Annotated in this window: 22 protein-coding genes; 13 read left to right on the top strand and 9 right to left on the bottom strand. The window is 73.1% G+C overall.

Annotation, left to right across the window (positions count from 1 at the left end; all coding sequences use genetic code 11):
• Positions 1-129: 129 nt before the first annotated feature.
• On the bottom strand, positions 130-759 hold the full coding sequence (locus BJ999_RS39770) for a hypothetical protein (RefSeq protein WP_179837996.1): 630 nt from the start codon (positions 757-759) through the stop codon (positions 130-132).
• A 385-nt stretch (positions 760-1,144) separates the two neighbouring features.
• Between BJ999_RS39770 and BJ999_RS39775 the strand changes: the two genes are divergently transcribed.
• Both BJ999_RS39775 and BJ999_RS39780 read left to right on the top strand, forming a co-directional pair.
• A complete protein-coding gene (locus BJ999_RS39775; RefSeq protein WP_179837997.1) occupies positions 1,145-2,371 on the top strand; it encodes a PucR family transcriptional regulator in 1,227 nt (408 codons plus the stop codon).
• A gap of 33 nt (positions 2,372-2,404) precedes the next feature.
• Positions 2,405-3,643: a PucR-like N-terminal domain-containing protein gene (locus tag BJ999_RS39780; RefSeq protein ID WP_179837998.1), complete on the top strand. Its 1,239-nt coding sequence runs from the start codon at positions 2,405-2,407 to the stop codon at positions 3,641-3,643.
• A gap of 69 nt (positions 3,644-3,712) precedes the next feature.
• On the opposite strand, the gene BJ999_RS39785 is transcribed toward BJ999_RS39780, so the two are convergent.
• Positions 3,713-5,215 carry a cryptochrome/photolyase family protein gene (locus tag BJ999_RS39785; RefSeq protein WP_218935437.1) on the bottom strand — a complete coding sequence of 501 codons (1,503 nt, stop codon included), beginning with the start codon at positions 5,213-5,215 and terminating at the stop codon, positions 3,713-3,715.
• 167 nt (positions 5,216-5,382) lie between these two features.
• On the opposite strand from BJ999_RS39785, the gene BJ999_RS39790 reads away from it, so the two are divergent.
• Positions 5,383-6,498 (top strand): baeRF2 domain-containing protein, encoded by a 1,116-nt coding sequence (locus BJ999_RS39790; protein ID WP_179837999.1) that lies wholly within the window; start codon positions 5,383-5,385, stop codon positions 6,496-6,498.
• 177 nt (positions 6,499-6,675) lie between these two features.
• Positions 6,676-7,179 carry a DUF2267 domain-containing protein gene (locus BJ999_RS39795; RefSeq protein WP_179838000.1) on the top strand — a complete coding sequence of 168 codons (504 nt, stop codon included), beginning with the start codon at positions 6,676-6,678 and terminating at the stop codon, positions 7,177-7,179.
• 6 nt (positions 7,180-7,185) lie between these two features.
• On the opposite strand, the gene BJ999_RS42730 is transcribed toward BJ999_RS39795, so the two are convergent.
• Both BJ999_RS42730 and BJ999_RS39810 read right to left on the bottom strand, forming a co-directional pair.
• Complete coding sequence (locus BJ999_RS42730) at positions 7,186-8,997, bottom strand: phosphoribosyltransferase family protein (RefSeq protein WP_229810023.1); 1,812 nt, start codon at positions 8,995-8,997, stop codon at positions 7,186-7,188.
• A 224-nt stretch (positions 8,998-9,221) separates the two neighbouring features.
• Entirely contained in the window at positions 9,222-10,175 is a 954-nt protein-coding gene (locus BJ999_RS39810; RefSeq protein WP_229810024.1) for a ribose-phosphate diphosphokinase, read from the bottom strand.
• Between the two features lie 165 nt (positions 10,176-10,340).
• Here BJ999_RS39810 and BJ999_RS39815 point away from each other — a divergent pair, with 165 nt between their 5' ends.
• From BJ999_RS39815 to BJ999_RS39825, 3 genes are all read left to right on the top strand, one after another.
• A complete protein-coding gene (locus BJ999_RS39815; RefSeq protein WP_179838001.1) occupies positions 10,341-10,544 on the top strand; it encodes a DUF1918 domain-containing protein in 204 nt (67 codons plus the stop codon).
• A 17-nt stretch (positions 10,545-10,561) separates the two neighbouring features.
• Complete coding sequence (locus BJ999_RS39820; RefSeq protein WP_179838002.1) at positions 10,562-11,365, top strand: HPF/RaiA family ribosome-associated protein; 804 nt, start codon at positions 10,562-10,564, stop codon at positions 11,363-11,365.
• Positions 11,366-11,766: 401 nt separating this feature from the next.
• The gene (locus BJ999_RS39825; RefSeq protein WP_179838003.1) at positions 11,767-13,038 is read left to right on the top strand and encodes a YncE family protein; all 1,272 of its coding nucleotides are present in this window, start codon (positions 11,767-11,769) and stop codon (positions 13,036-13,038) included.
• Positions 13,039-13,175: 137 nt separating this feature from the next.
• On the opposite strand, the gene BJ999_RS39830 is transcribed toward BJ999_RS39825, so the two are convergent.
• Positions 13,176-14,243: a hypothetical protein gene (locus BJ999_RS39830; RefSeq protein ID WP_179838004.1), complete on the bottom strand. Its 1,068-nt coding sequence runs from the start codon at positions 14,241-14,243 to the stop codon at positions 13,176-13,178.
• A 476-nt stretch (positions 14,244-14,719) separates the two neighbouring features.
• Here BJ999_RS39830 and BJ999_RS39835 point away from each other — a divergent pair, with 476 nt between their 5' ends.
• Entirely contained in the window at positions 14,720-15,271 is a 552-nt protein-coding gene (locus tag BJ999_RS39835) for a hypothetical protein (RefSeq protein ID WP_179838005.1), read from the top strand.
• 6 nt (positions 15,272-15,277) lie between these two features.
• On the opposite strand, the gene BJ999_RS39840 is transcribed toward BJ999_RS39835, so the two are convergent.
• The gene (locus BJ999_RS39840; RefSeq protein WP_218935438.1) at positions 15,278-16,006 is read right to left on the bottom strand and encodes an HD domain-containing protein; all 729 of its coding nucleotides are present in this window, start codon (positions 16,004-16,006) and stop codon (positions 15,278-15,280) included.
• Positions 16,007-16,201: 195 nt separating this feature from the next.
• Between BJ999_RS39840 and BJ999_RS39845 the strand changes: the two genes are divergently transcribed.
• Positions 16,202-17,725 (top strand): MDR family MFS transporter, encoded by a 1,524-nt coding sequence (locus BJ999_RS39845; protein ID WP_179838007.1) that lies wholly within the window; start codon positions 16,202-16,204, stop codon positions 17,723-17,725.
• Between the two features lie 97 nt (positions 17,726-17,822).
• On the opposite strand, the gene BJ999_RS39850 is transcribed toward BJ999_RS39845, so the two are convergent.
• The 3 genes from BJ999_RS39850 to BJ999_RS39860 form a co-directional block, all read right to left on the bottom strand.
• Positions 17,823-18,794, bottom strand: a complete 972-nt coding sequence (locus BJ999_RS39850; protein WP_179838008.1) for a YbgA family protein — start codon at positions 18,792-18,794, stop codon at positions 17,823-17,825.
• Positions 18,791-19,303, bottom strand: coding sequence for an RNA polymerase sigma factor (locus BJ999_RS39855; RefSeq protein WP_179838009.1), 513 nt, complete (start codon positions 19,301-19,303; stop codon positions 18,791-18,793). Before BJ999_RS39855 ends, BJ999_RS39850 begins: the two co-directional genes overlap by 4 nt.
• A 113-nt stretch (positions 19,304-19,416) precedes the next feature.
• On the bottom strand, positions 19,417-20,349 hold the full coding sequence (locus tag BJ999_RS39860) for a MerR family transcriptional regulator (protein ID WP_179838010.1): 933 nt from the start codon (positions 20,347-20,349) through the stop codon (positions 19,417-19,419).
• Positions 20,350-20,697: 348 nt separating this feature from the next.
• Between BJ999_RS39860 and BJ999_RS39865 the strand changes: the two genes are divergently transcribed.
• From BJ999_RS39865 to BJ999_RS39880, 4 genes are all read left to right on the top strand, one after another.
• Positions 20,698-22,014 (top strand): cryptochrome/photolyase family protein, encoded by a 1,317-nt coding sequence (locus BJ999_RS39865; protein WP_179838011.1) that lies wholly within the window; start codon positions 20,698-20,700, stop codon positions 22,012-22,014.
• A 49-nt stretch (positions 22,015-22,063) separates the two neighbouring features.
• Positions 22,064-23,590 (top strand): SDR family oxidoreductase, encoded by a 1,527-nt coding sequence (locus tag BJ999_RS39870; RefSeq protein WP_179838012.1) that lies wholly within the window; start codon positions 22,064-22,066, stop codon positions 23,588-23,590.
• A 210-nt stretch (positions 23,591-23,800) separates the two neighbouring features.
• Positions 23,801-25,270, top strand: coding sequence for a phytoene desaturase family protein (locus BJ999_RS39875; RefSeq protein ID WP_179838013.1), 1,470 nt, complete (start codon positions 23,801-23,803; stop codon positions 25,268-25,270).
• Positions 25,267-26,172 (top strand): phytoene/squalene synthase family protein, encoded by a 906-nt coding sequence (locus tag BJ999_RS39880; protein ID WP_179838014.1) that lies wholly within the window; start codon positions 25,267-25,269, stop codon positions 26,170-26,172. Before BJ999_RS39875 ends, BJ999_RS39880 begins: the two co-directional genes overlap by 4 nt.
• Position 26,173 lies beyond the last annotated feature (1 nt).

Here is a 26,173-nt window from a genome sequence, read left to right on the forward strand (position 1 = left end):
ATCGCGCTCGGGGCGCGTCCTGCGGACAGGCGGCGAGCCGGAAACGCGTCGGCGTTTCCGGCTCGCCAAGCGGTGCGGAGGCCTGAGGGGGTGGGCCGCCTCCGCGGTCGTGTGCGCAGGATCAGGGGGTCACGGCGAGGTGACGTTGATCTGCGGGAAGGTCCCGCCGCTGTTCTTGACGGTGTAGGCGCCGACCAGCGAGGCGGAGTCCCCGCTGTTCGCGATGCCCAGGCAGCCGGAGGTGACGTTGCTGATCGTCAGTCCGCTGCCGGTGGCCGTCAGCTTGCCGGTGCCGTTGGTGTACGTGCCGGCGGCCGTGCCGGCGATGTCCATCTGGCAGAGGCCGAAGGCCGCCGAGGCGTGCGCGGAGATGCCGCTGATGCTGCCCGCGGTGACGCCGCCCGACGTGGCGCCCGTGACGTTCACCTTCCAGGGAAGGGCGTTCGGCGTCACGGTGAAGGTGAAGCCGCCGCCCTTGCAGCTGGTGAACGAGATCGCGCTGATCGAGCCGACCTGGAGCGGCGAGTTGCCGCTCTTGACCCCGTTCGGGATGCTGCCGGTGCCGGTGGACGCGGTACAGGTCACCGCGATGCCGGTGGTGGTGTCGGTGATGACGAGGTTGCCGGAGTTGGTGGCGGTCACCGAGCCGCCGTTCGTCACGGTCGCGGTGAGGGTCGCCGCGTAGGCGGCGGGGGTGAGGAAGAGCGCGAGAGCGGACGCGCTCGTGGCGGCGAGGGCCACAGAGGTGATCTTGCGCACGGGGAATGACCTTTCCTGGGGGTGGGACCGGGTGCCTGGGGACGGGCACGGGCCTTCCTGCGTGGGTGGGTGTGAGCTCACCATTCACCTACTAGCCGGTACGGTAAGCGGAGATTTTCACGGCCGACAAGGTTCGGGCGCGGGACCGACGCCGATTCCGGCAAGGTCTGTCAACGGATGAGTAAAACGCTTCGCGGAGTTTGTGCGCCGATGAGGACGCGCCGGGCACCCTGAAGCGGTCCGACCGGAATACGCCATGAAGGATCACCGATACTGGCAGCCCCGTTGACTCTCCGCGACGGAAGCCTGTCAGCGACCCTATTCCTTTTCGCGGCGCCGTTCCGGGCCCTTTTCCGACTAGGGGCCCCTGGGTATTTTGAACGGCATGTCGCTTCCGGTGGGGCAGCTCGCGTCGGCGCTCGGACGGGAGGGTGCGATCGTGCGACCCGAACCGGCGCCTCCCGAACTCGTGGAGGTCCTGCGGTCGGGGCTCCCCGGACTGGCCGAGGAGATCTACACGGCCGTCCGCGCCACCGTCCCCGACTACGCGGTCGCGGACGGCAGCCCGCCCAGCCCGGAACGGGTCGTGCGGGAGGCCATGCGCACCTACGTGGCGCGCTTCGCCGACCCGGCCGAGCCGCTGGACGGGCTGCTGGAGCTGCTGCACTCGTTCGGCCGCAAGGAGGTCACCGGCAACCGGAGCCTGGAGTCCCTGCACGCCGCGATCCACATCGCCTTCGACACCTCCTGGCACCGGATCACCGAGGTGTGCGTCCGCAACAAGGTGTCGGGCGCCGACCTGGCCCGCGTCGCGGAATTCCAGATGGCCTTCATGGACCAGATCATCGACCCGATCGTCGAGGCCTATCTGGACCAGGGACTGAAGGCGCCGGTCGACCTCGTCCATGCGCGCAGGCTGCTGATGCGGGGCCTTTCCACGCGTCCGGTCGCCTCCCGCGAGGTGGTCGAGCACCTCGCGGCCAGGCTGGGGTGGAACGTGCCGGAGACGGCGACGCCGGTCGCGGTCCGCCGCGGCACGCGATGGCGGCCCGCCGCCGCGCGCCGCGACGTCCTGTCGGCCCTCGGCGGGACCGCGCCCTGGCTGCTCGTGCCCGGCGGGGTGGACGAGGCCCGGCGCGCGCTGCTCGGCGCGGCGCTCGACCGCGGGCCCGTCGTGGTCGGCCTGACCGTGCCGCTCGGCGAGATCCCCGACGCGCTGCGCTGGGCGCGCGGCGTGCTCGCCCTCGCCGAGGACGGCGTGATCGACGCCGCGCCGCTGATCCGCGCCGAGGACCACCTCCTGGACCTGTGGCTGACGTGCGACCCGCCCCTCGTGGAGGAGATCGCACGCCGCCGGCTCGGCGGCCTGGCGGTCCTGCCCGAGGGCAAGCGGCGCGCACTCACCGAGACGCTGCGGGTCTGGCTGGAGCAGTGGAGCACGGCCGCGGACGTCGGGCGGCGGCTGCACCTGCACCCCCAGACCGTCCGGTACCGGCTGCGGCAGATCAGGAAGGAGATCGGCGACCGGCTGGACGATCCCGAGACGCGCTTCGTCCTGGAGGCGGTCCTGAAGGCCCGCCGGCGGACGCCGCCGGGCCGGCCCGCCTCCTGACACCCCCGTCACCCACCCCACGGAGCGTGTGCGATGCCGAGGCCATCATCTCCAGGCGGCGGCGCGTCGCCGCCGAAGACCGCCGAGCTGCGCGCACTCGTGGCGGCGCTGTCCCCGGACGTCCGGACGACCGTCGTCCCGGGCCTCGTCGACGAGATCGTGGAGAGGATCCGCGCCGCGATCCCCGCCTACGCGCGGCCTCCCGGAAGCGCTTACAACCACGTCATCCGCACCGCCGTCGAACGCAATGTGCTCGGGTTCCTGGACTGGCTGGCCGACCCCGCGCGGCCGCTCGACCGCCGGGACGAGCTGTGCCGCAAGATGGGCGCGTTCGAGGTGATGGAGGGGCGCCCGCTCACGGTGATCCAGTCGGCCTACCGCGCCGCGACGCAGGTGGCGTGGTCGCGTATACGGGCGATGCTGGACGACCGGGTCGCGTCCGTCCTGGCGGTCTCCGCGCTGGCCGAGGCCGTCATCACCTACATGGACGATGCGGCGGCCCTGTCCAGGGAGGGCTACGAGCGGGCCAAGGCGGAGGCGTGCGATGGACGCGCCGCCGCCCGGCTGGCCCTTCTGCGCGCGCTCGTCGGCCCCGCATCGTCGGCCGGGCCGGACCCGGCCGCCGATTGGCCGCTTCCCGACGAGGTCACGCTCGTCGCCCTGCCCTCTGGGACTCTGCCCGTCTGCCCCTTACTGGACGCCGACGTCCTGCTCGACCCGGAGGACCCGGCGCCCTATCTCCTCGTCCCCGGCCCGCTCACCGGCGACCGGCGGGCGATGCTGGAAGCGGCCCTGGCCGGGGAGCGTGCCGCGGTGGGCCTGACCGTCCCGCGGGCTCGTGCCGCCGACTCGCTCCGCTGGGCCAGGCGCCTGCTCGACCTGAAGGACGTCCTGCACGACGGCACGCTCACCCTGTGCGAGGACCACCTGATGAGCCTGTGGCTGCTGGCCGACGGCGCGCTGATGGACCAGATGACGCGCCGCGGCCTGGCGCCCCTCGCCCCGCTCAGCGAGCGGCGCAGGCTGCCGCTCGTCGACACGCTCGCCGTCTGGCTGCGCACCCGGGCGCCCGCGACGCGGATCAGCGAGGAGCTCGGCGTGCACGTGCAGACCGTCCGGTACCGGATGCGCGTCCTCGAACACCTCCTCGGCGACGAACTCGCCGACCCCGGCACCCGGTTCGCCATCGAGGCCGCGCTGCGCACCCACCGGCTTAGCGCCCGAAGCCTCGACGCCCGGCCGGCGCCCTGCCCGCCCGGCACCGGGACCTGACCGGCGGGCCCGGCGCCGATGGCGGCACCTGATCGTTCCGGCGCCGGTCCCCTGCGGGCGGCCGGGCGTTCAGGGGGCGGCGTTCGGGTCGCGCCGGCGGGCGTCGCCGAGCACCTCGTCCAGGTCGCCGAGGCGCTCCAGTTGCTTGACGGCGCGGGCGGTGCGGTAGTTGTGGGAGAGCCGTTCGCGGTGGCGGTGGACGAACTCCCAGTACCCGGCGGTGTAGGGGCAGGCCCGCTCACCGGTGCGTTCGGTGGGCCGGTAGGCGCAGGGGCCGCACAGGTCGCTCATGGTGTTGATGTAGGCGCCGCCCGACGCGTACGGCTTGGTGGTGATGCGGCCGCCGTCGGCGTACTGCGACATGCCGATCACGTTGGTGAGCATCACCCAGTCGTAGCCGTCCACGAAGCAGCGGTGGAACCAGTCGGTCACCGCCGCCGGATCCCAGCCGCGCTGGAGGGCGTGGTTGCCCAGGATCATCAGCCGGGGGATGTGGTGCACCCAGCCCCGGTCGCGGACCTGCGCGAGCGTCGTCGAAAGGCAGTGGGCCTGGACGGCGTCGGCGTCCAGGGAGGCGAACCAGTCCGGCAGCGGCGCGTCGTGCCCGAGGGCGTTGGACTCGCGGTAGCGGGGGCCGAAGTACCAGTAGAGGTTCCACATGTACTCGCGCCACCCGGCGACCTGCCGGACGTAGCCCTCGACGGAGTTGAGCGGCGCGTCGCCCGCGCGGTAGGCGCCTTCGGCGGCCTCGACGCACTCGGCCGGGTCGAGCAGCCCGAGGTTGAGCGCGGCGGACAGCAGGCTGTGGCTCATGGCCCAGTCCTCGGCCAGGATCGCGTCCTCCCACCGACCGAAGGTGGGGAGGCGCTTCTTCACGAAGGCGCGGAGGGCGCGCTGGGCCTCGGCACGGCCGGCCGGGAACAGTCGGGGGCCGTCCCGGCCGACGAACGAGACCTCTCCGCTCCGCTCCCAGCGGTCCAGGTCGGCCCTGACCCGCTCGTCGATCTCGTCCTCGCGCGGCCGGTAGGGGGCGGGCACCGGGAGAGTCGCCTCGCCCCTGGGCGGGGGCTCGCGGTTGTCCTTGTCCAGGTTCCACTGCCCGCCGGCGGGCTGATCGCCGTCCATCAGCAGGTCGTGGTCCTGGCGCACCTGCCGGTAGAAGCCCTCCATCCGCAGTCGCCCGCCGGCGGACTCCGCCCACCGGCCGAACGCGTCCGGCTGGACGAGGAAACCGCGCGGCGGAAGCACCTCCACCTGCTGGAGGCCCCGCACGAAGCCGAGGGCCGCGTGGGACGTGGGGTGGTGGACGGTCACGGGGGCGTCGCCCACGGCTTGTTCCAGGCCGTCGCGGTACGTCTCCGCCTGGACGTAGCGGACGCGGTCCCCGAGTTCGGCCGCGCGGTGCCGCATCGCGGACAGGACCAGGTGCGCCTTGGCGCGGTGGAAGCGGCGCCGACGCAGGACCGCCCGCGACTCGACCATGACGATCTCGGCGTCCGGGCGTAGGAAGTGCGGGCCCAACTGGTCCCCGAACAACCAGTGGAAACCGGTTTCCGAACGGTCGTGAGCCACGCCGATCCTCCCCCTGGACGTCTGGACTCCCGCTCAGTGTGGGGCACGGCCCGTCGCCGGCGAAGGCGGCGCGCGACGCGGTCCGGCAGGGGCGGGCTCACGAAGGTCCGGCGACCTGCGGACCTTCGTCCCTAATCGGACGGCGGCCCGCTGTACAGGCTGTTTGCATGAAGCCGGACGAGAAAACCGCGACCGAGACCCTGCGTCGGCTCTGTTCTGGAGGGCCGGTCACAACGGTCTACTTCAACCTGACCGCGCCTCCCGGGGAGGAGGACGCCGCGCTGCGCTGGGAACGGCTGGGCAAGCGGCTCCGCGCGCAGGGAGCCGGCGGCGCCGTCGTGGACGCGCTGGACCGGCTGGTCGCGAGGGCGGAGCCGGGCTCCGGAGCGCTGGCCGCCTTCGCCATCGACGGCGACCCTGCGCCCACGGTGGTCGAGATGCCGGAGGCGCGGCAGCCCGATCTCGCCGTCCACGGTCCCCTGCCGCGCCTCCTGCCGCTGCTGGCGTGGCTCCAGGAGCGTCCGCCGTACGTGCTGACCCTCGTCGACCGCAAGGGCGCCGACATCGAGACGTGCCGGGGCGGGACGGGGACCGCGACCACGAGGACGATCGACGGCCCCGACGACGAGATCGTGCGCAACGCGCCGGGCGGCTGGTCCCAGTCGCGCCACCAGCACCGCGCCGAGGACTCCTGGGAGCACAACGCGACCAGGGTGGCGCACGCCCTCGCGGACGATCTCGCCGTGACCGGGGCGCACGTGCTGCTCCTCGGCGGCGACGTGCGCGCCATGCAGTACCTCACCAAGCACCTTCCCGAGGGCGTCCGCCACGAGGTGACCGTCGGTCACGTCTCCGGAGGACGGAACCGGGACGGCGCACGGCGGCGGCGCCAGACGCAGGTCCGGGAACAGGTGAGCCGGTGGGCGGGCGAGGAGACCCGCGGGCTGCTGGAGCGGCTGGACGAGGGGCGGGGCCCGTCCGGTCTCGCGGTGGAGGGCGCGGCCGCGACCCTGCGGGCGCTGGCCCGCGGCCGGGTCGACACGCTGCTGGTGACCGACGACCCCGCGGACCGGCGGACGGCCTGGTTCGGCCCCGCGCCGACGCAGGTGTCCGACCGGCGGGCGTCCCTCGCCGAGTCGGGCGCGGACCCGGTGGAGCACGGGCGGCTGGTGGACGTCGCCGTCCGCGCCGCCGTGCTCACCGGGGCGGAGGTGCGCGTCCTGGAGCCCGGGGCGCCGGATCTTCCCGCGCAGGGCATCGGAGCCTTGTGCCGCTATGCCTGAAGCGCCGTCATGCGTGCCGGCGGTATCGACTTCCCTCGGGCGCACCGTCGCTCGTCATGGCGCCCGGACCTGCGGAAACGCTCCCCACCTGGGGACCTTCGTCCCTGCCGCCGCATGCTCGGGCGGCGGCAGGCTGGAATCGTCCGTGTTCGCCGAAACCGCTCTGGAGCCGTTGCGATGACGTTCACAGGGATACAGGGGCTGGATCGGAGCATCGACACCACCAACCGGTGGATCGCCGATGTGGCCGCAGCGTTCGGCACCGAGGACCGCCGGTTCGCCTACCGGGCGCTGCGGGCCTGGATGCACACGCTGCGCGACCGGCTGACGGTCGAGTCCGCCGCGCATCTGGCCGCCCAGCTGCCGGAACTGCTGCGCGGGGTGTACTACGACGGGTGGAGCCCCGGTCACGTGCCCCACAAGTACGACCTGCGCGAGATCACCGTCCACTACGCCGAGCAGGCGGGCATCGGACGCGACGACGTGCCCAAGACGGCGGCGATCGTCACCGAGGTCGTGTCCTCCAAGATGGCGCCGGGAGGCGTGGAGCAGGCGTTGTGGAAGCTCCCCGAGGAGCTCCGCAAGCTCTTCCAGCCGGGCGGCGAGCGGGCAGCACGTGCCGCGGAGCGTCCTGCGGCCCGTGCCGCGGCCCCTCCCGCGGCGCCCCGAGCCGTCATGTGAGGCAGGTCAGCGCATGTAGGCGAGGAACCAGTCTCTGGCGTGGTCGGTCACGGCCCGCAGGGCGCCCGGCTCCTCGAACAGGTGGGTGGCGGCCGGCACGATGGTCAGCTGGTTCTGGCAGCGCATGCGCCGCTGCGCGCGCTGGTTGAGGCCGATCACCTGCCGGTCCGCGCCGCCCACGATCAGCAGCGTGGGGGCGCGGACGTCGCTCAGGCGGCGTTCGGCCAGGTCCGGGCGCCCGCCGCGGGAGACGACGGCGGCGATCTCGGCGCCGGGCTCGGCGGCGGCACAGAGCGCCGCCGCCGCACCGGTGCTCGCCCCGAAGTAGCCGATGCGGGCGCCGGCGATCTCCGGCCGGTCGCGGAGCCAGCCGGTGGCGGCGACGAGCCGGTCGGCGAGCATGCCGATGTCGAAGACCTTGCCGCGGTCGAGTTCCTCCCCGGTGGTCAGCAGGTCGAACAGCAGCGTTCCAAGGCCCGCCTGGTTGAGCCCGGCGGCGACCAGCCGGTTGCGCGGGCTGTGCCTGCCGCTCCCGCTGCCATGCGCGAACGCCACGACCCCACTGGCCCGAGCGGGAACGGTGAGATGCCCGGTGAGCTCCACGAACCCGCCGTCGATCCATACCTCCTCGTCGACGACCGGCGGACCGTCGGCACCCGCGCCGGGACCGGACGCCCCGGACGGGTTGGTGGCCCCGGCAGGATGGGCGTTCCCGCCGGGGTCGACGATCCCACCGGGCTTCGCGGCCCCGCCCGGGTTTGCGGCTCCGCCCCGGTCGGCGGCCCCGCCGGGGCCGGTGCCTCCACCCGGGTTGGCGATCCCGCCCAGGTTGGCGATCCCGCCCAGGTCGGCGGCCCCGCCGGGGTTGGTGGCTCCGCCCGGGTGGACGGCTCGGCCGGTGCCGGCGGCCCCGGCAGGACCGGCCCCGCGAGGGTCGGCGCCCCCGCCGGAATCGGTGCCCCCGGCAGGGTCGGCCTCACCCGGGCTCGCGCCGCGAGGGTCCGCTGCTCCGCGAGGGTCGGTGCCCCCGGCAGGGCTGGGGGCACCATCCGGGCCGGCTGCTCCGCCGGGGTTGGTGGCTCCGCCGGGATGGGCGGCGTCGGCGGGGTTCGCGGTTCCGGCGGACCTTGCGGGGCCGGAAGGGTCGGCGGGGTCGGAATCGTGCCGGGCGTTGGTCGGCGGGGTCGCGGCTCGATCCAGGAGTTCGACCACCTCTCCGTCGGACGTCTGGCCGAACTCGCGGTACCACTGGCCGACGGCGTGGAAGAGGTCCGGCTCCAGCACGCAGACCACGTCGTCGGCGGTGCGGCGCAGGCCGGCGATGATGTCGGGCGAGCCGACGGGGACCGCCAGGATCACACGGCGGGCGCCCTGGGCGCGGACGACCTGGCAGGCGGCGCGGGCGGTGGCGCCGGTGGCGACGCCGTCGTCGACGACGACGGCCGTGCGGCCGCCCAGTTCGACCCGGGGGCGGCCCCGGCGGAAGCGTTCGACGCGGACGTCCAGTTCGGACTGCTCGCGCCGTTGCGCGTCGGTCAGGTCGGTCTCGCCGAGGCCCGTGCGCCGGACGATCTCGTCGTTGACGACCAGCACGCCGCCCTCGCCGATGGCGCCCATGGCCAGCTCGGGCTGGAAGGGGACGCCCAGCTTGCGGACCACGATCACGTCCAGCGGCGCGCGCAGCGCCCGCGCGACCTCGAAGGCGACGGGCACCCCGCCGCGGGGCAGCCCCAGCACGACGGCGTCCCGGCCGCGCAGACCGCCCAGCCGCTCGGCCAGGCGCCGTCCGGCGTCGGCGCGGTCGTCGAAGTCCAGCATCGTCGCCTCCCGGGTCGGGGTGCGGGCCCCACCGCCACCGGGCGGCGGGCCTCGTGGAGCGCGACCTGGAGCACCGGCTCCAGGAGCATCTGGGGCGGCAGGCCGATCCCCCGGACGCCTCCCTTCTCTACCGCGAGGGTGTTTCCCTCCTCACCGAACGGAAACGCCCAGGTAGAAGCGGTTTCGGAGGTCGCCACGGCGGAGCGCTGGGAGTTCTGGATCGATCAGCCGCGTACCAGCAGGGTGTCCAGGGACTGCCCGTTGTGCAGGCGGCCGATGGCGTCGGCGATCAACGGGCCCACGGAACGCACCCGGAGCCGCGCCGCCCGTGCTTCGCCCACCGGGAGGGTGTCGGTGACCAGAAGGCAGCGGATCGGGAGCCGGCCGAGCCGGTCCCGCGCGGCCGGCACCAGCGGGCCGTGCGCCGCGGCCACCGTGATGTCGGGCGAGGCGCCGTGGTCCAGCAGCACGCGCACGGCCGCCTCGATCGTCCCGCCGGTGCTGATCATGTCGTCCACGATGACCGCGGGCCGGCCCTCCACGTCGCCGACCAGTTCCTCGGCGTGGACCCTCTCGCCGCTCACCCGCGTCTTGCGCACCACGGCGACCGGACGCCGCAGCAGCCGCGCGTAGTGCTCGGCGGGCTTGACGGCGCCGAGGTCGGGCGCGACCAGCACCGCCGTCTCCGGTGTCAGATCCGCCAGCTCGTCCGCCAGGATCGGGACGGCCGTCAGCATCTCCACCGGAACCGGGCACATGGCCTCCAGGGCGACGGCGTGCGGCTCCACGACGACCAGCCGGTCCGCCCCCGCCGAGGCCAGCGCGTCGAGTGCCACCCTGGCGCCCACCGCCTGCCCCGCCCGGTCGCGCCGATCCTGCCGGGCGTACCCGAAGTACGGCACGACCGCGGTCACGATCTCGGCGCCGCCCCGGCGGCACGCGTCCAGGAGCAGCAGCAACTCGACCAGATGGTCGTTGACCGCGGGCCCGGTGGGCTGCACCACGTAGACGTCCCCGCCCTGGACGCCGTGCACGGTCGGCCGCAGCTCGCCGTCCGGGAACCTCTCCACGTCGCAGGGCACCGGCCGGACGCCCAGCGCGGCCGCGACGGCGGCGGCGAGCGCCGGATGAGCCGTCCCCGCCACGATCCGGGTCGGCATCGCGCTCCTGTTCGACATCGCCCTCCCGTCGACGGCCGCACACCCGGAATTCTTCCCCTCCCCCCGCCGGATAGCCAGATTCACCACATACTGACTGACCTGCACAAAAAATGGACCTTCGGCCCTGGTGGCGCCCTTCCGCTCGCCCGCACGATGGAATCAGGGTGACGTGAGGGGGACACGATGCGAGCCAGCGAAGGCGACCGGCTGATCGTCCATGGACACCACGTGGGCGAGGCGGCCCGAAGGGCCGAGATCCTCGAAGTGCACGGACGGGACGGCGAGCCGCCCTACCTGGTGCGGTGGGACGACGGACACGAGACCACGTTCTTCCCGTCCTCGGACTCCACCATCGAGCACCAGCCGGCCGAGTGGGTGAAGCGGTAGAGCGACGGGGGGACGACATGGACCGCGCGACGACCAGGGCCGCTCCCGAGGTGGCCGTCGAACACCGGGGAAGGGTGCCCGAGGGCGCCACCGACTACGCGCGCTCCAAGGTCGGCGCGGTCTTCCGGCACGCGTCGGAGCCGGTGCTGTTCGCGCGCGTAAAGCTGATCATGTCGCCCGATCCGGCGGGGCCGCGTCCGGCGACGGCCCAGGCCAACCTGGACGTCAACGGCCGCCTGGTCCGGGCGCAGGTGGCGGCGCCGAGCATGACCGAGGCCGTCGACCGGCTCCACGACCGGTTGCTGAACCGGCTCGACCGGATCTCCCGGCACTGGGAGGCCCGCCGCGGCGCCTATCCCACGAGCCCCGCGCCGGGCCCGCACGAGTGGCGGCACGGCGCCGAGCCGACCCACCGTCCGGACTACTACCCGCGTCCTCCGGAGGAGCGGGAGCTGATCCGGCACAAGTCGTTCACGCTGAGCGCCGAGACGCCCGACGAGGCGGCCTTCGACATGGAGGTGCTCGACTACGGGTTCCTGCTGTTCACCGACGTCGAGACGGGCGAGGACAGCGTCATCTACCCCGCCGACCACGGGTACCGGCTGGCGCAGGCGACCCCGCGCGGACGGGTGGGCACGCCCCGCGCCATCCCGCTGACGATCAGCCCGCGGCCCGCGCCCAGGCTGACCCTCCAGGAGGCGACCGAGCATCTGGAGGCGACCGGCCTGCGCTGGGTGTTCTTCCGCGACGCCGAGACCGAACGGGGCAACGTCCTCTACCACCGCTACGACGGGCACTACGGCCTGATCATTCCCGCGTAGCGCGCGGCGGCGCCGAAGCCCTGACCGGCGGCCCCGTTTCGGTCGCCTTGAGTCCTTGAGGGCCCTTCCGTACGCATGATTCGGCCCGCCTCCGCATCCTCCACCAGGCGACAAGAAATCCCTCACCATCGGGTCTTGCGGCGCACTCCACCCCTGCTTACTATCCAGTAACCAAAGTCTGAATACGGTAATGTTCGGATTTGGGCGGATTTCATATGCAGCCCACAAGGCGAGCGGAATCCAGGGCCGGCCATGCCCGCGACCGTTCATCACCGCGCAGCCGGCGCCGCGGGCCGCGCGGGAGGGTCCCCGCCTGCCGCCGTGCGCGCCGGCACGGACGCGGAAGGGTTCCGCGCTCCCGCCCCCTCTGGGCGACCCCCACCCCCTTGGGAGAAGCAAGCATGCACGCTGCGACCACCCCTGCCCGCCCCAGACCTCACCGTCGCCTGCGGAGCATCGCCGCCGCGGCCGTCCTGACGGCCGGTGCCATCGCCCCCGCCGTCACCGCGACCACCGCGCACGCGGCCCCCCTGCGCGAGGTGATGTTCGTCGGCAACAACTGGGAGGGCACCGCCGACGTCATCAAGTCCAGCGGCGACTTCGCCAAGATCGGCCGGATCAACGTCGTCCCCGACCGGAGCCAGCGGCTCACCGCGATCTACCTCAACCCGATCAACCTGGCCGTCTTCCTCGGCATCCGGGCCACCGCCGGCGAGGGGCACGACCAGCTCGTCGACGACCTGTACTCCACCCCCGACGGCTCCGCCCTGGTCGCCTCGCGGCCCAGCTTCGGCGACGTCGTCTCCATCGACCTGACCACCGGGAAGGTCAGGTGGCGGTTCGCCGTCTCGGGCTACCGCGCCGACCACATGTCGGTCTCCCCCGACGGCACCAAGGTCGCCGTGTCGGCCTCGCTCGGCAAGGTCGTCCACGTCCTGGACATCAACACCGGCAGGCAGCTCGGCTCGTTCGCCACCGGCGACAAGCCCCACGAGAACATCTTCACCAGGGACGGCAGGTACATCCTGAACATGTCCATCGGGAACGTCGAGACCGACTTCGACGACCCGTCCCAGGACTGGACCAAGGGCGACCGCCATCTCACCATCGCCGACACCTCGACCTACAAGGTCGTCAAGACCATCGACATGCGCTCGCGCCTGGACGCCTTCGGCCGCAAGGACCTGTCGAACGCGATCCGGCCCGCGGTGTTCTCCCCGGACGAGTCGAAGCTGTACTTCCAGGTCTCGTTCTTCAACGGCCTCGTGGAGTACGACATGGCCACCGACAAGATCACCCGGGTGAAGACCCTGCCCAAGAACCCGGCCACCAGCGACGACCGCACCACCTTCGTCAACGACTCCCGCCACCACGGCCTGTCGATGAGCCCCGACGGAAGCAGGCTCTGCGTCGCCGGGACCATGGACGACTACGCCACCATCGTCAACCGCTCGTCCCTCCAGGAAGGCCCCCTGGTCACCGCGTCCAAGCCCTACTGGGCCACCGTCAGCGGCGACGGCCGCGCCTGCGTCATCTCCGAGAGCGGCGCCGACCAGGTCACCGCCATCGACTTCGGCACCGGCCAGAAGATCACCTCCGTCCCCGTCGGCGACCACCCCCAGCGCGTCCGCCTGGCCCACGTCCCGGCCACCTGGACCGGCACCACCGGCTGACCCCGCCCCCCGGCCCGCCGACAAGGAACCGGCCCGCCCAGTGAGGGCGGGCCGGTCTCGGTGTTCTTCCCGCCCTCCATGTCGAGACGGAGAGCGGCGGGTTCTGCCGGAGAAGCCTGGAACGCGGCTCTTCCAGCTCAGTCTTCGAAGTCCTCCTCGTCCGCGGACGCCAGGAGCGCTTCGACCACCTCCGTGTGAGAGGCGTTGAAGCGCCTGCTCACCTCCCTGGTGTACTTCCACCACGGGATGCCCTTGAGGCAGACCTCCAGGGCCTCCTCGTGGGTCCTGGAACCCTCGTAGTGGCGCACGTGGGCGTAGTCGTACAGGTTCACGCCCTGGGCGTGAGCGTCGAGCGTCTCCGCGTGAGTGGCGAAACGGGACCGCGTGGTCCAGTAGTCACCCGTATCGACGCCCTTGGCGTGAGCGTCGAGCACCTCCGCGTGAGTGGCCCCGTAGGCCCGAGCGGCCTCATAGTCCCCCACGTCGATGCCCTTGGCGTGAGCCTCCAGGACCTCCGCGTGAGAGATAGGCCAGATGCGGTGGCTCCGCGCCTCGCCGTAGCTTCCAACGACGATGCCTTCGGCGTGGACCTCCAGCACCTCCGCGTGGGTCGCGCCGGCTTTGCGCGCGGCGGCGTAGTGGGCCACGTCGATGTCGTTGGCGTGACCGACCAGGACATCCTCGTGTGAGGCGCCGTGCTTCCGCCGCGCGGTGGCGTAGCGCTCCACATCGATGCCCTTGGCGTGGGCCTCCAGCACCTCTGCGTGAGACGAGCTGTGGACCCGTGCGGACTCAGCGGTCCACCCCAGGACGGGATACACCCATCCCAGCGCGTCGGCGTAGTAAGCCAGGTTGATGCCGATGGCGTCAGCCTCCAGCGCCTGCGCGTGAGAAGCGCCGACTTCCCTCGCCTTGGCGTACTGGTACAGGTAGATGCCGTTGGCGTGAGCCTCCAGCGCCTCCGCGTGGGTGGTTCCGGCCACTCGCGCCGAGGTGTAGTCCCCCAGGTAGAGGCTGCGGACGGCGTGAGCCTCCATGACCTCTGCATGGGTGGCACCCGCCCGCCGAGCCTCGACGTAGTGAGCCTTGTCGATGCGCCACTGCCAAGCCTTCAAATGGTCCAGCCAGGTGATCCTGGCCTCTGAGAGCTGACCCGGCGCGTCGTCGGCGGGAATGTGCGACTTGTTGACATGGATCTCGGCCATACGAGATTCCTCACTCTCTGAAATCTTGGTTGTTGATGACTTCGATCGCGACCGTCCTAGAAATGCACGCCGCAGCAAGACGCCAAAAAACCCTTGGCGCGAAGCGGACAGCACGGCAAGGGCTCGGAGAATCCATCTGTGCAGCTCAAGGCACATACCAAGATCGGCGATCAGGAAGTTGCGTCCATCTTCCGGTCAGTCATCCAACGCGAGTTAAGGAAAACCGGAAATGAGATCGGACGATCTGTGAAGCATTTCTCGGCGATTACAAGTGATCATCCTTTACCTGTGACGAAATGGTCACCCAGGGAACGCCTCCGGCGACCACGACCGCGCAGGAATGACGGAGGCCTGCCGTTCCACTGGAGCGACGCGAGTGCTGCCGGACACCAGGCTCCGCACCTGCGTCCAACAAGGGATCGCCGGTGTTCGGCGATCTCTTGTTGGATGGGGCCTGGTGGGAGGTGACGAACCGGATGGCTCTACGTGCGGATGTGGCCGCGATGCTCGCGGACGCCGGGATGCACGACGCGGAGGTCGACGAGGCCGTCGAGGACGAGCATGTGCGGGTACGCGTCTATGGCGAGGTGGTCGCGGCGGTCGCCGCGTCCCGCCGCCCTGACGCAGAGCGCCGGATCGTGGCCCTGATCCTGCGCGATCCCGTTTCGTCGGTGGCCAAGACGGCGGTCGTCCAGCTCGTGGACGAGGTCGCGATGAGGTCCGCCGGTCCGGGCGAGTTCCAGCGTTGGGCGGCCGGGCTCCTGCCGGAGCTGCGGAGACTCGATGCGGAAGGGCACGGCCCGTTCGTACGTCGCCGCGTCCACGACTGGTCGGTCTACCTGGCGATCGAGGACGGGCGGACGCCGGCCGCCGCCGAGTTGGCGGACACCACGCCCTGGATGCAGCGCATGCTCGCGGAGAAGGTCACCTCCCTGCCGGTTCTCACGCTGCTCGCCGAGGGCGGCGGGACGAGGAAGATACGGAACATCGCCGGGCGGCGGGCCGACACGCTGATGAGAGGGCCGTAGAGGACGTCAGGTCGCCTGGCCGGCGAGGGTGTGCCCCTGCAGGATGGCGGTGAAGCGTTCGTCGGCGCGGTCGAGCTGGCCGGTGATGTGCTGTTTGATCCGCTCCTTGAGCGGCGTGTCGGGGCGGTTGACCAGGTCCTTGAGCTCCGGGACCAGCGGCCGGTACTTGCGGGCCAGCTTGCGGAGCTTCGGGCCGGTGGTGTGGATCAGGCCGACGCCGTTGTCGGTGAAGTCGGAGACCTTGATGATGCGGGCGGCCGGGTGGCGTTCCAGGCTTTCGACGACGTGGGCGCGGTACTGGGCGTGGACGTCCCGGCCGCGGTCGTACACCGGGTTGGTGACGGCGCGGACGAGTTCGGCGACGCGCGGCCCGAACTCGGCTGACAGGACGCCGAGGGCCGCCTCCGCCGGGTCGGCGTGCCCGTCCCCGGCCAGGTCGGTCGGGTGGTCCTCGACGGAGTCGTGCATGAGGGCGGCGACGAGGAGGTCCGCGTCGTCCACCTCGTAGTGGCACATCACGCGCAGCGTCACCCGGAGCAGATGGTTGACCACGGGCTCGCGGACGCGCCGGTCCTGCCGGTGCAGGTCGCCGGCCAGCGCGAGCGCCGTGCTCAACCGCCGCCAGTCCGGCTCACGGAACCGCAGGATCTCGCGGGAGAACCGGTCGCGGAGTCCGGCCTCGCCGTACACCTCGGTGATCGTGTGGAGCGGAAGAGTCTGCAGATAGCTGGGCACCGTGCTCCCCTCGCGCGGAAGATGCGCCCGTCCGCGGGCCGGAGGGGCGTTCCCGCGTACCGATCCGACGCCGTCCGCGATCATCCGGTTCCGTTCCGTCGCGCGTTCTCGCTGGTCGTGGACGGCTCGGTCGGCGCTCGAAAGAATTCTCGAATCGAGCGATGAGTTCTCCGGACGGCGGCGGTCTACCCCGGCATGACGACGACGCAAGAGCACGCAAGCGGCGGACAGCCGGAGACCGCGGCCCGGGGAGCGGGGGGCGGCCGCTCGAAGACGCCCGCCGTGATCCGGCTGCTGGTGCTGGCCACCTTCGTGGTGATCCTGAACGAGACGGTCATGATCAACGCGATCCCGCGGCTGATGGCGGACATGAACGTCACCGAGCAGGCGGCGCAGTGGCTTTCGACCGCGTTCATGCTGACCATGGCCGCGGTGATCCCGGTGACGGGGTGGTTCCTGCAGCGGGTCACCACCCGCCGCGCCTACGCCACCGCGATGGGCGTCTTCCTCGCCGGGACGGCGCTGGCCTCGGTCGCGCCGGTGTTCGAGGTGCTGCTGCTCGCGCGGATCGTCCAGGCGACCGGCACCGCGGTGATGATGCCGCTGCTGATGACCACGCTGATGACCGTCGTGCCGGAGGAGGACCGCGGCCGGGTGATGGGCAACGTGACCATGGCGATCTCGGTCGCGCCGGCGATGGGCCCGGCGGTCTCGGGCCTGATCCTGCAGCTCGGCTCGTGGCGGCTGCTGTTCGCCGCGGTGCTGCCGATCGCGGCGCTGGTCACCTGGCGCGGCCTCGGACGGCTGGAGAACGTCGGGGAGCCGCAGGCCGGCACCATCGACTGGTTCAGCGTCGCGGCCGCCGCTCTCGGTTTCGGCTCCCTGGTGTACGGGCTGAGCAGGTTCGGGCAGGGCAGTGCGGTGCTCCCCGCGGCGCTCGTCGCGGTCGGGGCGGTCACGATCGCGGTGTTCGCCCTCCGCCAGCTCCGGTTGCAGCGCCGCGACGTCCCCCTGCTGGACCTGCGCGTCCTGCGGCACCGCACCTACACCCTCTCGCTGCTGCTGATGGCCCTCGGGTTCATGGCGATGATGGGGTCGATGATCCTGCTGCCGATCTACCTGCAGAACCTGCGCGGCCTCTCGCCGCTGGAGACGGGCCTGCTGATGATGCCCGGCGGGCTGGCGATGGGGCTGCTCGGCCCGGCCGTGGGACGGCTCTTCGACCGCTTCGGCGGGCGGATGCTGATCATTCCCGGGGCGGCGGGCATCGTGCTCGCCCTGGCCGGGTTCACCCAGATCTCGGCGACGATGCCGTACTGGCAGGTGCTCGGCCTGCACTCGCTGCTCATGGTGTCCCTGGCGGCGGCGTTCACCCCCGTGTTCACCCTCGGCCTCGGGGCGCTCCCGGCCCCGCTCTACTCGCACGGCAGCTCGATGCTGGGCACCCTCCAGCAGGTCTCCGCGGCCTTCGGCACCGCGCTGGTGGTGACCGTGATGGCCGGGCGCGCCGAGAGCCGGATGGCCGACGGGGTCACCGCCACCCTCGCCCAGCTCGACGGGATGCGGCTGGCGTTCGTCATCAGCGCCGCACTGTCCCTGGCGATGGTCGGGGTCGCGTTCCTGCTGCCCAGGCGCGCGAAGGCCGCCGACGAGTCCGATGTGCCGGCCGCCGAGGAGCCGGAGGCCGCCGACCGGATCCTGGAGCCCGCCCCCTGCTGAACAAGCGGTGCCTGCTGAACGGGCCGGTGGTGAGCCTCGCTCTCGCCTCGGCCCGTTCGGCGTGGGGCGGGCCTTGCCGGTCACCGGCAAGGGGCGGTCACAGGTAGTGGCGCAGGACCAGGTCGGCGGGATACGGGTCCAGGTAGGTCTGCTGGGTCAGGTAGTCGAGGCCCTCGCCCATGGCGTGGTGGCGCAGGAGGGCCATGGGGACGCTGAGGGGTGCCTGGCCCTGCCGGTAGGTCTCGATGGCGGCCAGAAGGTCGTGGCGGCGGGTGTCGTCGAGGTGGTCGCCGAGCATGCCGAGGAGGTGCTGGAGGGCGTTCATGTGGCGGCCGCGCTTGGGACGGACGGCGAACGCCGCGCAGAACACGTGCCGGTAGTCGTCCTCCAACTCGTCCCGCGGACGGGTCCCCGCCTGCGCGACGATCCGTCCGAGCCCCTGGTAGGCGGACGGTTCGTGGGCGAGGACCTGCAGCTTGTGGCGGCTGTGGAAGGCGACGAGGTCGCGGGGCCGCCAGTCGGCGTCGAAGAGCTCGCGGAGCCGGGCGTGGGCGTAGATGCGCTCGATGAAGTGCTCGCGCAGGACGGGGTCGCGGAGGCGGCCGTCCTCCTCGGCGGGCAGATCCGGGAGCGCCTCGCGGACGAGGTCGGCGAACACCCCGCGGCCCTGGCGGTCCACGGGCTGGCCGTCGGTGCGCTCACCGGGCTTGCCGGAGGCGTAGCGCGGCAGCCGGAACAGCCCGCAGGACGGCGAGCGCGACTTGAGCACGTAGCCGTCCAGGTCCTCCAGCTGGGGGACGCGGGTCTCGGCGAGCGCGGTCATCGCGGCGGTGTGGTCGGCGGACCCGTCGTGGGTGACGAGGTGCCCGTCGGTGAGCAGCCGCAGCGTCGGACGCGGTGTCCCGAGGCCGATCTCCATCTCCGGGCATACCGGGACCCAGTCGACATGCGGGTCGAGGGCGTCGGTCAGGAACCGGTCGCGGCTGTGGCCGGCGTTGTAGCGGACCGGGGCCCCCAGCAGGCAGCTCGACACCGCCAGCCGGGGACGCGGATACGGGCCGCCGGTCATAGAAGCTCTCTCATCCGGCGCAGGCCGCGGGCCGTGCGGGCCTTGACGGTGCCCAGCGGGACGGACAGCCGGTCGGCGATCTCCGTCTGCGTCAGCTGCCCGAAGTGGGCCAGCACGATCGCCTGGCGCTGCGGCAGGGGCAGGACGGCAAGGGCGTCCCGGACGTCGCAGGCGGTCTCCACGGACGGCGAGGCGTCGGGCGTCCGCGCGGCGGGCAGTTCCGCGTGGTCCTCCAGGGGCAGCGTCCTGCGGTAGTGGCGGGCCTCGGCGCGGAGCTGGTCGATGGCGCGCCTGCGGGCGATGGCGAGGACCCAGGGCTCCAGGGCGCGCGCCGGGTCGAAGCGGCGCCGCGACCGCCAGACCTCCAGAAAGACCAGCTGGACGACGTCGTCCACGGCGTGCCGGGGCACGAGCCGGACGACGTGGCGGCGGACGAGCGGGCCGAGCACGGTGTAGCACTCGGCCAGCGCGGTCTCGTCCCCGCATGCGAGCCGCTCTCCCAGGTTCATGAGCTGGGCCTTTCCCGAGAGAATCGTTTCAAAACTTGTTCATAGTCGATTCTCTGGGCAACGTCGGGCCCGACACGGCGATGGGGGACGCGGGCGCGCGGGTTCCGCGCGTATCAGGGCGCCGCGGGGCCGTCCAAAATCTCGGTGACGGCTTGGGAAAGGCTTGTCACGAGGCGGACGGCGTCCGGCAGCCGGTCCCGCCTCCAGCCCGGCCCGCCGGCCAGGAGCCGCACCACGGGACGGGTGCCCGGGAGATCGGCCAGCCAGCCCGGGTCGCCGGTCTCGGCGATCTGCGACCAGACGAAGACGGTGCCCGGCCCCGTGCGCCGGATCGCGGCGGCGAGGGCGTTCGCGGGGACCCGCGCCCCCAGCAGGCTCGCCGCGGCGCCGCCCTGCGCCAGCGCGGCGGCCAGCGCGTACAGGGGCAGGCTGTGCTGCTCCTCCGGGGCGCAGGCGAGCAGGACGGGCCGGACGTTCACCGGCCGTGCGGGCGGCGGCACCTCCGCCAGGCAGCCGAGCACCACCGTGGACAGCAGGTGCTCCACCTCGACGCAGTCACCGCCCGCCGCGTGCTTGCGGCCGATACCGACCATGACCGGGACCATCAGGCCGTCCCAGGCCCGCACGACCCCGTCCCGCGCGATCGCGGTCCGGACGGCGTCGTTCATGGCGGGGACGTCCAGCGACATCGATGCGCGGGCCAGGCCGCGCACCTCGGCGGTGTCCGCTCCGGCGGGCGCCTCCCCGACGGGCACGCGGTTGCCGCCGGCGCCGTGCCCGCGCGGCGGGCGGGGCGCGCCGGGCGGCTCGCGCAGCGCGGCGAGGGCGGCCTCGCCCGGCGGGGCGCCCGCGAGGATCAGCCGCTGCATGGCTTCGAGCCGCGCCACGTCCGCGGGCGTGTAGCGGCGGTGGCCGCCGGGGCTGCGGCCGCTCGGGCCGATGCCGTACCTGCGGTCCCACGTGCGCAGGGTGGCGGCCGCCAGGCCCAGGCGCCGCGCCACCGCGCCCACGCCCAGTCCCGGCCCCCGGTCCGTCTCCCCACGCATGCGTTTCGGTCTCCCGTGCTGCTCCGACGGCACAGCGTACGGCGTCACCGATCTACCGGTGCCACCGGTCGTCCGGTGCCACCGGTCGTACGGGCTCCTTGACCGTGCGGTCCCACTGGTCTTCGCCGGAGCCGGTCCTTCCGGTTGCATCCCGGTGCCCTCTGACCTCAGGGAACACCCCCTGAAGACCGCCGCGAAACGCGACGTGCGGATGCCGCCGTAGCGGGAAGGCGGTCGACCCTGACGGCGCGCCGCTCCCTACGCGGCCCGGTGCGCCTTCGCCACCGCGCTGAACTGCGACATCGCCTACCGCAACCGTTCACGCCCCCGGCTCCGAAGACCCAGGTGATGGACACCTCGTTGATGCTGTTCACCCGCGACCTCCGGGTACGCGACAACCCCGCTCTGGCCGCGGCCTGCGAGGCGGATCAGGTCGTCCCGGTCTTCGTCTTCGACGACGCGATCCTGGACGGCCCGTTCGGCGTGCCCAACCGCATCCGGTTCCTCCTCGACAGCCTCGCCGACCTGCGACGGTCGCTCGGCGAGCGGGGCGGCGACCTGGTGGTGCGGCGCGGCGACCCCGCCGAGGAGGTCGCCCGGCTGGCCCGGGAGACGGGCGCCGGCTCGCTGTTCCTCGCCGACGAGCGGTCGGCGTACGCGACCCGGCGCCTCGACCGCATCCGCGAAGCCGTGCGCGCGGACGGCCTCGACCTGGACGTGTCGGCGCACCCCGGCATCACCGTGGTCACGCCCGGCGAGCTCATTCCCACCAGCGGCGACCACTACAAGGTGTTCACCCCGTACTGGCGGGCCTGGGAGGCGGCCCGGTGGCGTCCGGCCGCGGACGCGCCCGAGAAGATCCGGTTGCCGTCCGGGGTGAAGCCGGGCGCGCTGCCGCGGCTCGCCGACCTGATCTCCGGCTCCCCGTCCCCCGCGCTCGCGCCCGGCGGGGAGGGCGCGGGACGCGAGCGCATGAAGGCGTGGCTGCGCGAGGACGCCACCGCCTACGACGACGTCCGCGACGATCTCGCCGCCGACCGCACGTCCCGGCTCAGCCCGTACGTGAAGTTCGGCTGCGTCTCGCCGCGGGAACTGGCGGAGGCCGCGCCGGACGCCTACCGGCGCCAGCTGGCGTGGCGGGACTTCCACCACCAGGTCGCCGCCGCCTTCCCCGAGCTCCCGCGGCGCGACTACCGATCGCGCGACCGGCGGTGGAAGGACGACGAGGACGCCTTCGCCGCGTGGTGCGAGGGCACGACGGGCGTCCCGATCGTGGACGCGGGGATGCGCCAGCTTCACCGCGAGGGGTTCATGCACAACCGCGCCCGGCTCATCACCGCCTCGTTCCTGACCCGCGACCTCGGCATCGACTGGCGCAGGGGCCTGGGCCACTTCAACGAGTGGCTCGTCGACGGCGACGTCGCCGACAACGCGGGGAACTGGCAGTGGGTCGCCGGAACCGGGAACAGCACCCGGCCCGACCAGGTGATGAACCCGTTCCGGCAGGCGTCGCGCTTCGACCCGCGCGGCGACTACGTCCGCCGGTACGTCCCCGAACTGGCCGGCGTCGAGGGGTCCGGCGTCCACCGGCCCTGGACGCTGGACGAGGACCGCAGGCGGTCCCTCGGCTACCCGCCGCCGATCATCGACCCCGACGACCGATGACCCCCGCAGCGGGCGGGCCCGCCCGGCGGACGACGACCGAGGGAGACGTATGGACACCGGGAACGGGCGAACGGACACCGGTGAAGGGCGGACCTGCCTCGTCACGGGGGCGAGCGGTTATATCGGAGGCCGCCTCGTGCCGGAACTCCTGGCGGCCGGCCACCGGGTGCGGTGCATGGCGCGCTCGGCCCGGCGGCTGCGCGACCTGCCGTGGGCGGACCGGGTCGAGATCGTGGAGGCCGACGCGACCGACCCCGAGTCGTCCCGGCGGGCCCTGGAGGGCGCGGACGTCGCCTACTACCTGATCCACGCGATCGGCGGCAACGGCGGATTCGCCGAGACCGACCGCCGGGCGGCCCGCACGTTCTCCGGCGCGGCGCGGGAGGCGGGGGTCGGGCGGCTGGTCTACCTCGGCGGGATGGAGCCGGAGGGGGAACTGTCGCCGCACCTGCGGTCCCGCGCCGAGGTCGGCCGCATCCTGCTGGACAGCGGGGTGCCGACCGCGTGGCTGCGCGCCGCGGTGATCATCGGTTCGGGCTCGGCGTCGTTCGAGATGCTGCGGTACCTGACCGAGCGGCTGCCGGTGATGGTCACGCCGCGCTGGGTGCGCACCCGCATCCAGCCGATCGCGATCCGGGACGTCCTGTACTACCTGGTGGCGGCCGCGGACCTGCCCGCGGACGTGAACCGCGGCTTCGACATCGGCGGACCGGACGTGCTCACCTACGTCGACATGATCCGCGGCTACGCCCGCGCGGCCGGGCTCAAGCAGCGGATCATCCTGCCGGTCCCGGTGCTGAGCCCGCGGCTGTCGAGCCTGTGGGTCGGGGGCATCACGCCCGTTCCCGGCGCGCTGGCGCGGCCGCTGGTGGAGTCGCTGCGCAACGAGGTGGTGTGCAGGGAGAACGACCTCGCCGAGTACGTGCCGCCACCGCCCGGTGGGGCGGTCGGGTTCGAGCGCTCGGTCGAACTGGCGCTGCGCCGCGTCCGGGAGGCGGACGTCGCCACCCGCTGGTCGTCGGCGAGCACGCCCGGCGCGCCCAGCGACCCGCTGCCGACGGACCCGGACTGGGCGGGCGGCAGCCTCTACACCGACGAGCAGGTCCGCCGGACGGACGCGCCGCCCGAGCGGCTGTGGGGGGTCGTCGAGGGGATCGGCGGGGACCGCGGCTGGTACTCCTTCCCCGTCGCCTGGCAGGCCCGGGGCGTCCTCGACCGGCTGGTCGGCGGGGTCGGGCTGCGGCGCGGCCGCCGCGACCCGCGCCGGCTGCGGATCGGGGAGGCGGTGGACTTCTGGCGCGTGGAGGAGATCGAGCCGGGACGGCTGCTGCGGCTGCGGGCCGAGATGCGGCTGCCGGGACTGGCCTGGCTGGAGTTCGTCGTGCGCAGCGACGGCTCCCGGACGTCCCTCACGCAGCGGGCCCTGTTCCATCCCCGGGGCCTCGCCGGGCACGCGTACTGGTGGGCGTTCCGCCCGTTGCACGACCGGATCTTCGGGGGGATGTGCTCGGGCATCGTCCGCGCGGCCGAGCGGCGCGGGGCGCCGAAGCAGCGCGCGACGGTACGGGCCCGCTGACGCTCCGCCGAGCGTGACCTACGGCCCGTGGTGATGCAACCGACCGGGCGTCGCGTCCCGAAGAACTGTGCAGACCTGAAGAACCGTGCAGAACCCACTCGGGACGACGATGGAGGAAAAAGGTGCGAACCCGACATCGTGCGGCACGCCGGGCGAGCCGTCGCGGGCGGTGCCGATGACGCGGGCCGGGCTGACGAGAGGGCGGGGCTGATGGGAGGGCGGGGCCCGGTCGTCGTGATCGGGGCGGGTCTCGGCGGCCTGTCCGCCGCGATCCATCTGGCGGCGCGGGGCCGCGAGGTGGTGCTGGTCGAGGCCCGGGACGTGCCGGGCGGCTGCTGCGGGACCGTCCGTACCGGGGGGTACCGGTTCGACACCGGACCTTCGGTGCTGACCATGCCGGAGGTGCTCGCCGAGACGTTCGGCGCGGCGGGCGCCGACCTCGAGAGCGTTCTCCCGCTGCGGCGCCTGGACCCGTTCTACCGGCTGGCGTTCCACGACGGCTCCCGGCTGGACGTGGTGGGCGGCGCCGAGCGGATGGCCGCGGGCGTCCGGGAGCTGTGCGGCCCGGCGGAGGCGGCGCGCTACCTGCGGTTCCGGCGGCGGCTCGGGGAGATGTTCGAGGGGGAATGGTCGTCGTTCATCGACGCGGACATGACCCGGCTGCGCGGCATGGCGCGCCCCCACGCGCTGCTCAGGCTGGCGGCGGCGGGCGGATTCCGGCGCCTGGACCGCTTCGTCGCCGGTCACCTGACGGACGAACGGCTCGTCAGGGCCCACACCTTCCAGGCGCTGTACGTGGGGCTGCCTCCTCACAAGGCGCTGGCGATCTACGCCGTCGTCGCGCACATGGACACCGTCGGCGGTGTCTACTTCCCGTCCCGGGGCGGCATGCACGCCGTCCCGCAGGCGCTGGCGGCCGTCGCGGAGAAGGCCGGCGCCTCGATCAGGTACGGCGTCCGCGCCGAACGGGTCGAGACCGGCACGGACGGTGTGACGGCGGTCCGGCTGGACACCGGCGAGCGGCTGCCCGCGAGCAGCGTCGTCGTCGCCTGCGACCTGCCGCGGGCGCACGCCGGACTGCTCCCGGACGGGGCCGGCGACTGGCGGCTGCGCAGGCCGCGGTACTCGCCGTCCTGCCTGGTCCTGCATTTCGGGCTGGACCGGCGGCTGCCCGGTCAGTCCCATCACACCCTGCACTTCGGCCGCGAGTGGGGCACCGTCTTCTCCGCCCTGGCGGCCGGACGCCCCCAGCCGGACCCGAGCCTCCTCGTGACCTATCCCGAATCGGACGACACCGCCGCGCCCGCCGGGCACTCGACGTTGAGCGTCCTGGAACCCGCGCCCAACCTGGCGGGCGGGGCCGACTGGGACCGCCTCGCCCCGCAGCTGGAAGACCGCCTGCTGGGCCGTCTGGCCGACCTCGGGTACGGCGACCTGTCGGCGGCGCCCAGGGAGACCTTCGACCCGCCGACGTGGGCGCGCCTCGGCCACTCGGCGGGCACGCCCTTCGCCCTCGACCACCGTTTCCGGCAGACGGCGTGGTTCCGCCCGTCGGGCCGGAGCCGCCGCGTCGCGGGGCTGCACTTCGCCGGGATGTACACCGCGCCCGGCGTGGGGGTCCCACCGGCACTGATCTCCGGGAGGCTGGCCGCCGCCCGGATCATGGAGGGCGCCCGATGACGCTGACCGCGAGCTACGAGCACTGCCGCCGCCTCAACGCCCGGCACGGGCGCTCCTTCTACCTGGCGACGCTGCTGCTGCCCGCGTGGAAACGCCGGCACGTGCACGCCCTGTACGGGTTCGCCCGCCACGTGGACGACATCGTCGACGAGTACGAGGCCACCGGCGCGGAAGGCCGGGCCGCGGCGCTGGACCAGGTCAAGGGACGGCTCGACGCGGCACTGGCGGGCGAGCACGTCCGCGACCCGGTCCTGCCCGCGTTCGTGCACACCGTGCGCTCGTTCGATGTCGAGCGCGAGGACATCGACGCGTTCCTGGAGTCGATGCGCGCCGACCTGACCGTCACCCGGTACGCGACCTACGACGACCTGCTGGCCTACATGGAGGGGTCGGCCGCGGCCATCGGCCTGATGATGCTGCCCGTCCTGGAGACCCTGCCCGGCGCCGGGCGGACCGCGCGCGAGCCCGCCCGGGAGCTCGGCCGGGCGTTCCAGCTGACCAACTTCCTGCGCGACGTGGCCGAGGACCTGGGCCGCGGCCGCGTGTACCTCCCGACGAACGACCTGAAGAGGTTCGGCGTGACCGAGGACGACCTGGCCTCCGGCACGTGCACGCCCGGCATCCGCGAGCTGGTGGCCTTCGAGGCCGGCCGCGCGCGGGAGCACTACGGCCGTGCGCTGGAGGGGGTGAAGCTGCTGGTGCCGTCCTCGCGCCCCTGCATCCGCGCGGCGCACGAGCTGTACGGCGGGATCCTGGACGAGATCGAGGCTGCCGGCCACGACGTGCTGGCCGCGCGGGCGCGGGTGCCCCGCCACCGCCGCGCCGTGATCTACGCGCGGCACCTGCTGGCGGCGTCGGCCGCGGGCCGGGCCGAGCGGCGTGTCCCCGCCGGGATGGCCTGAC

It is taken from the genome of Actinomadura citrea (genome assembly GCF_013409045.1).
Taxonomy (GTDB): domain Bacteria; phylum Actinomycetota; class Actinomycetes; order Streptosporangiales; family Streptosporangiaceae; genus Spirillospora; species Spirillospora citrea.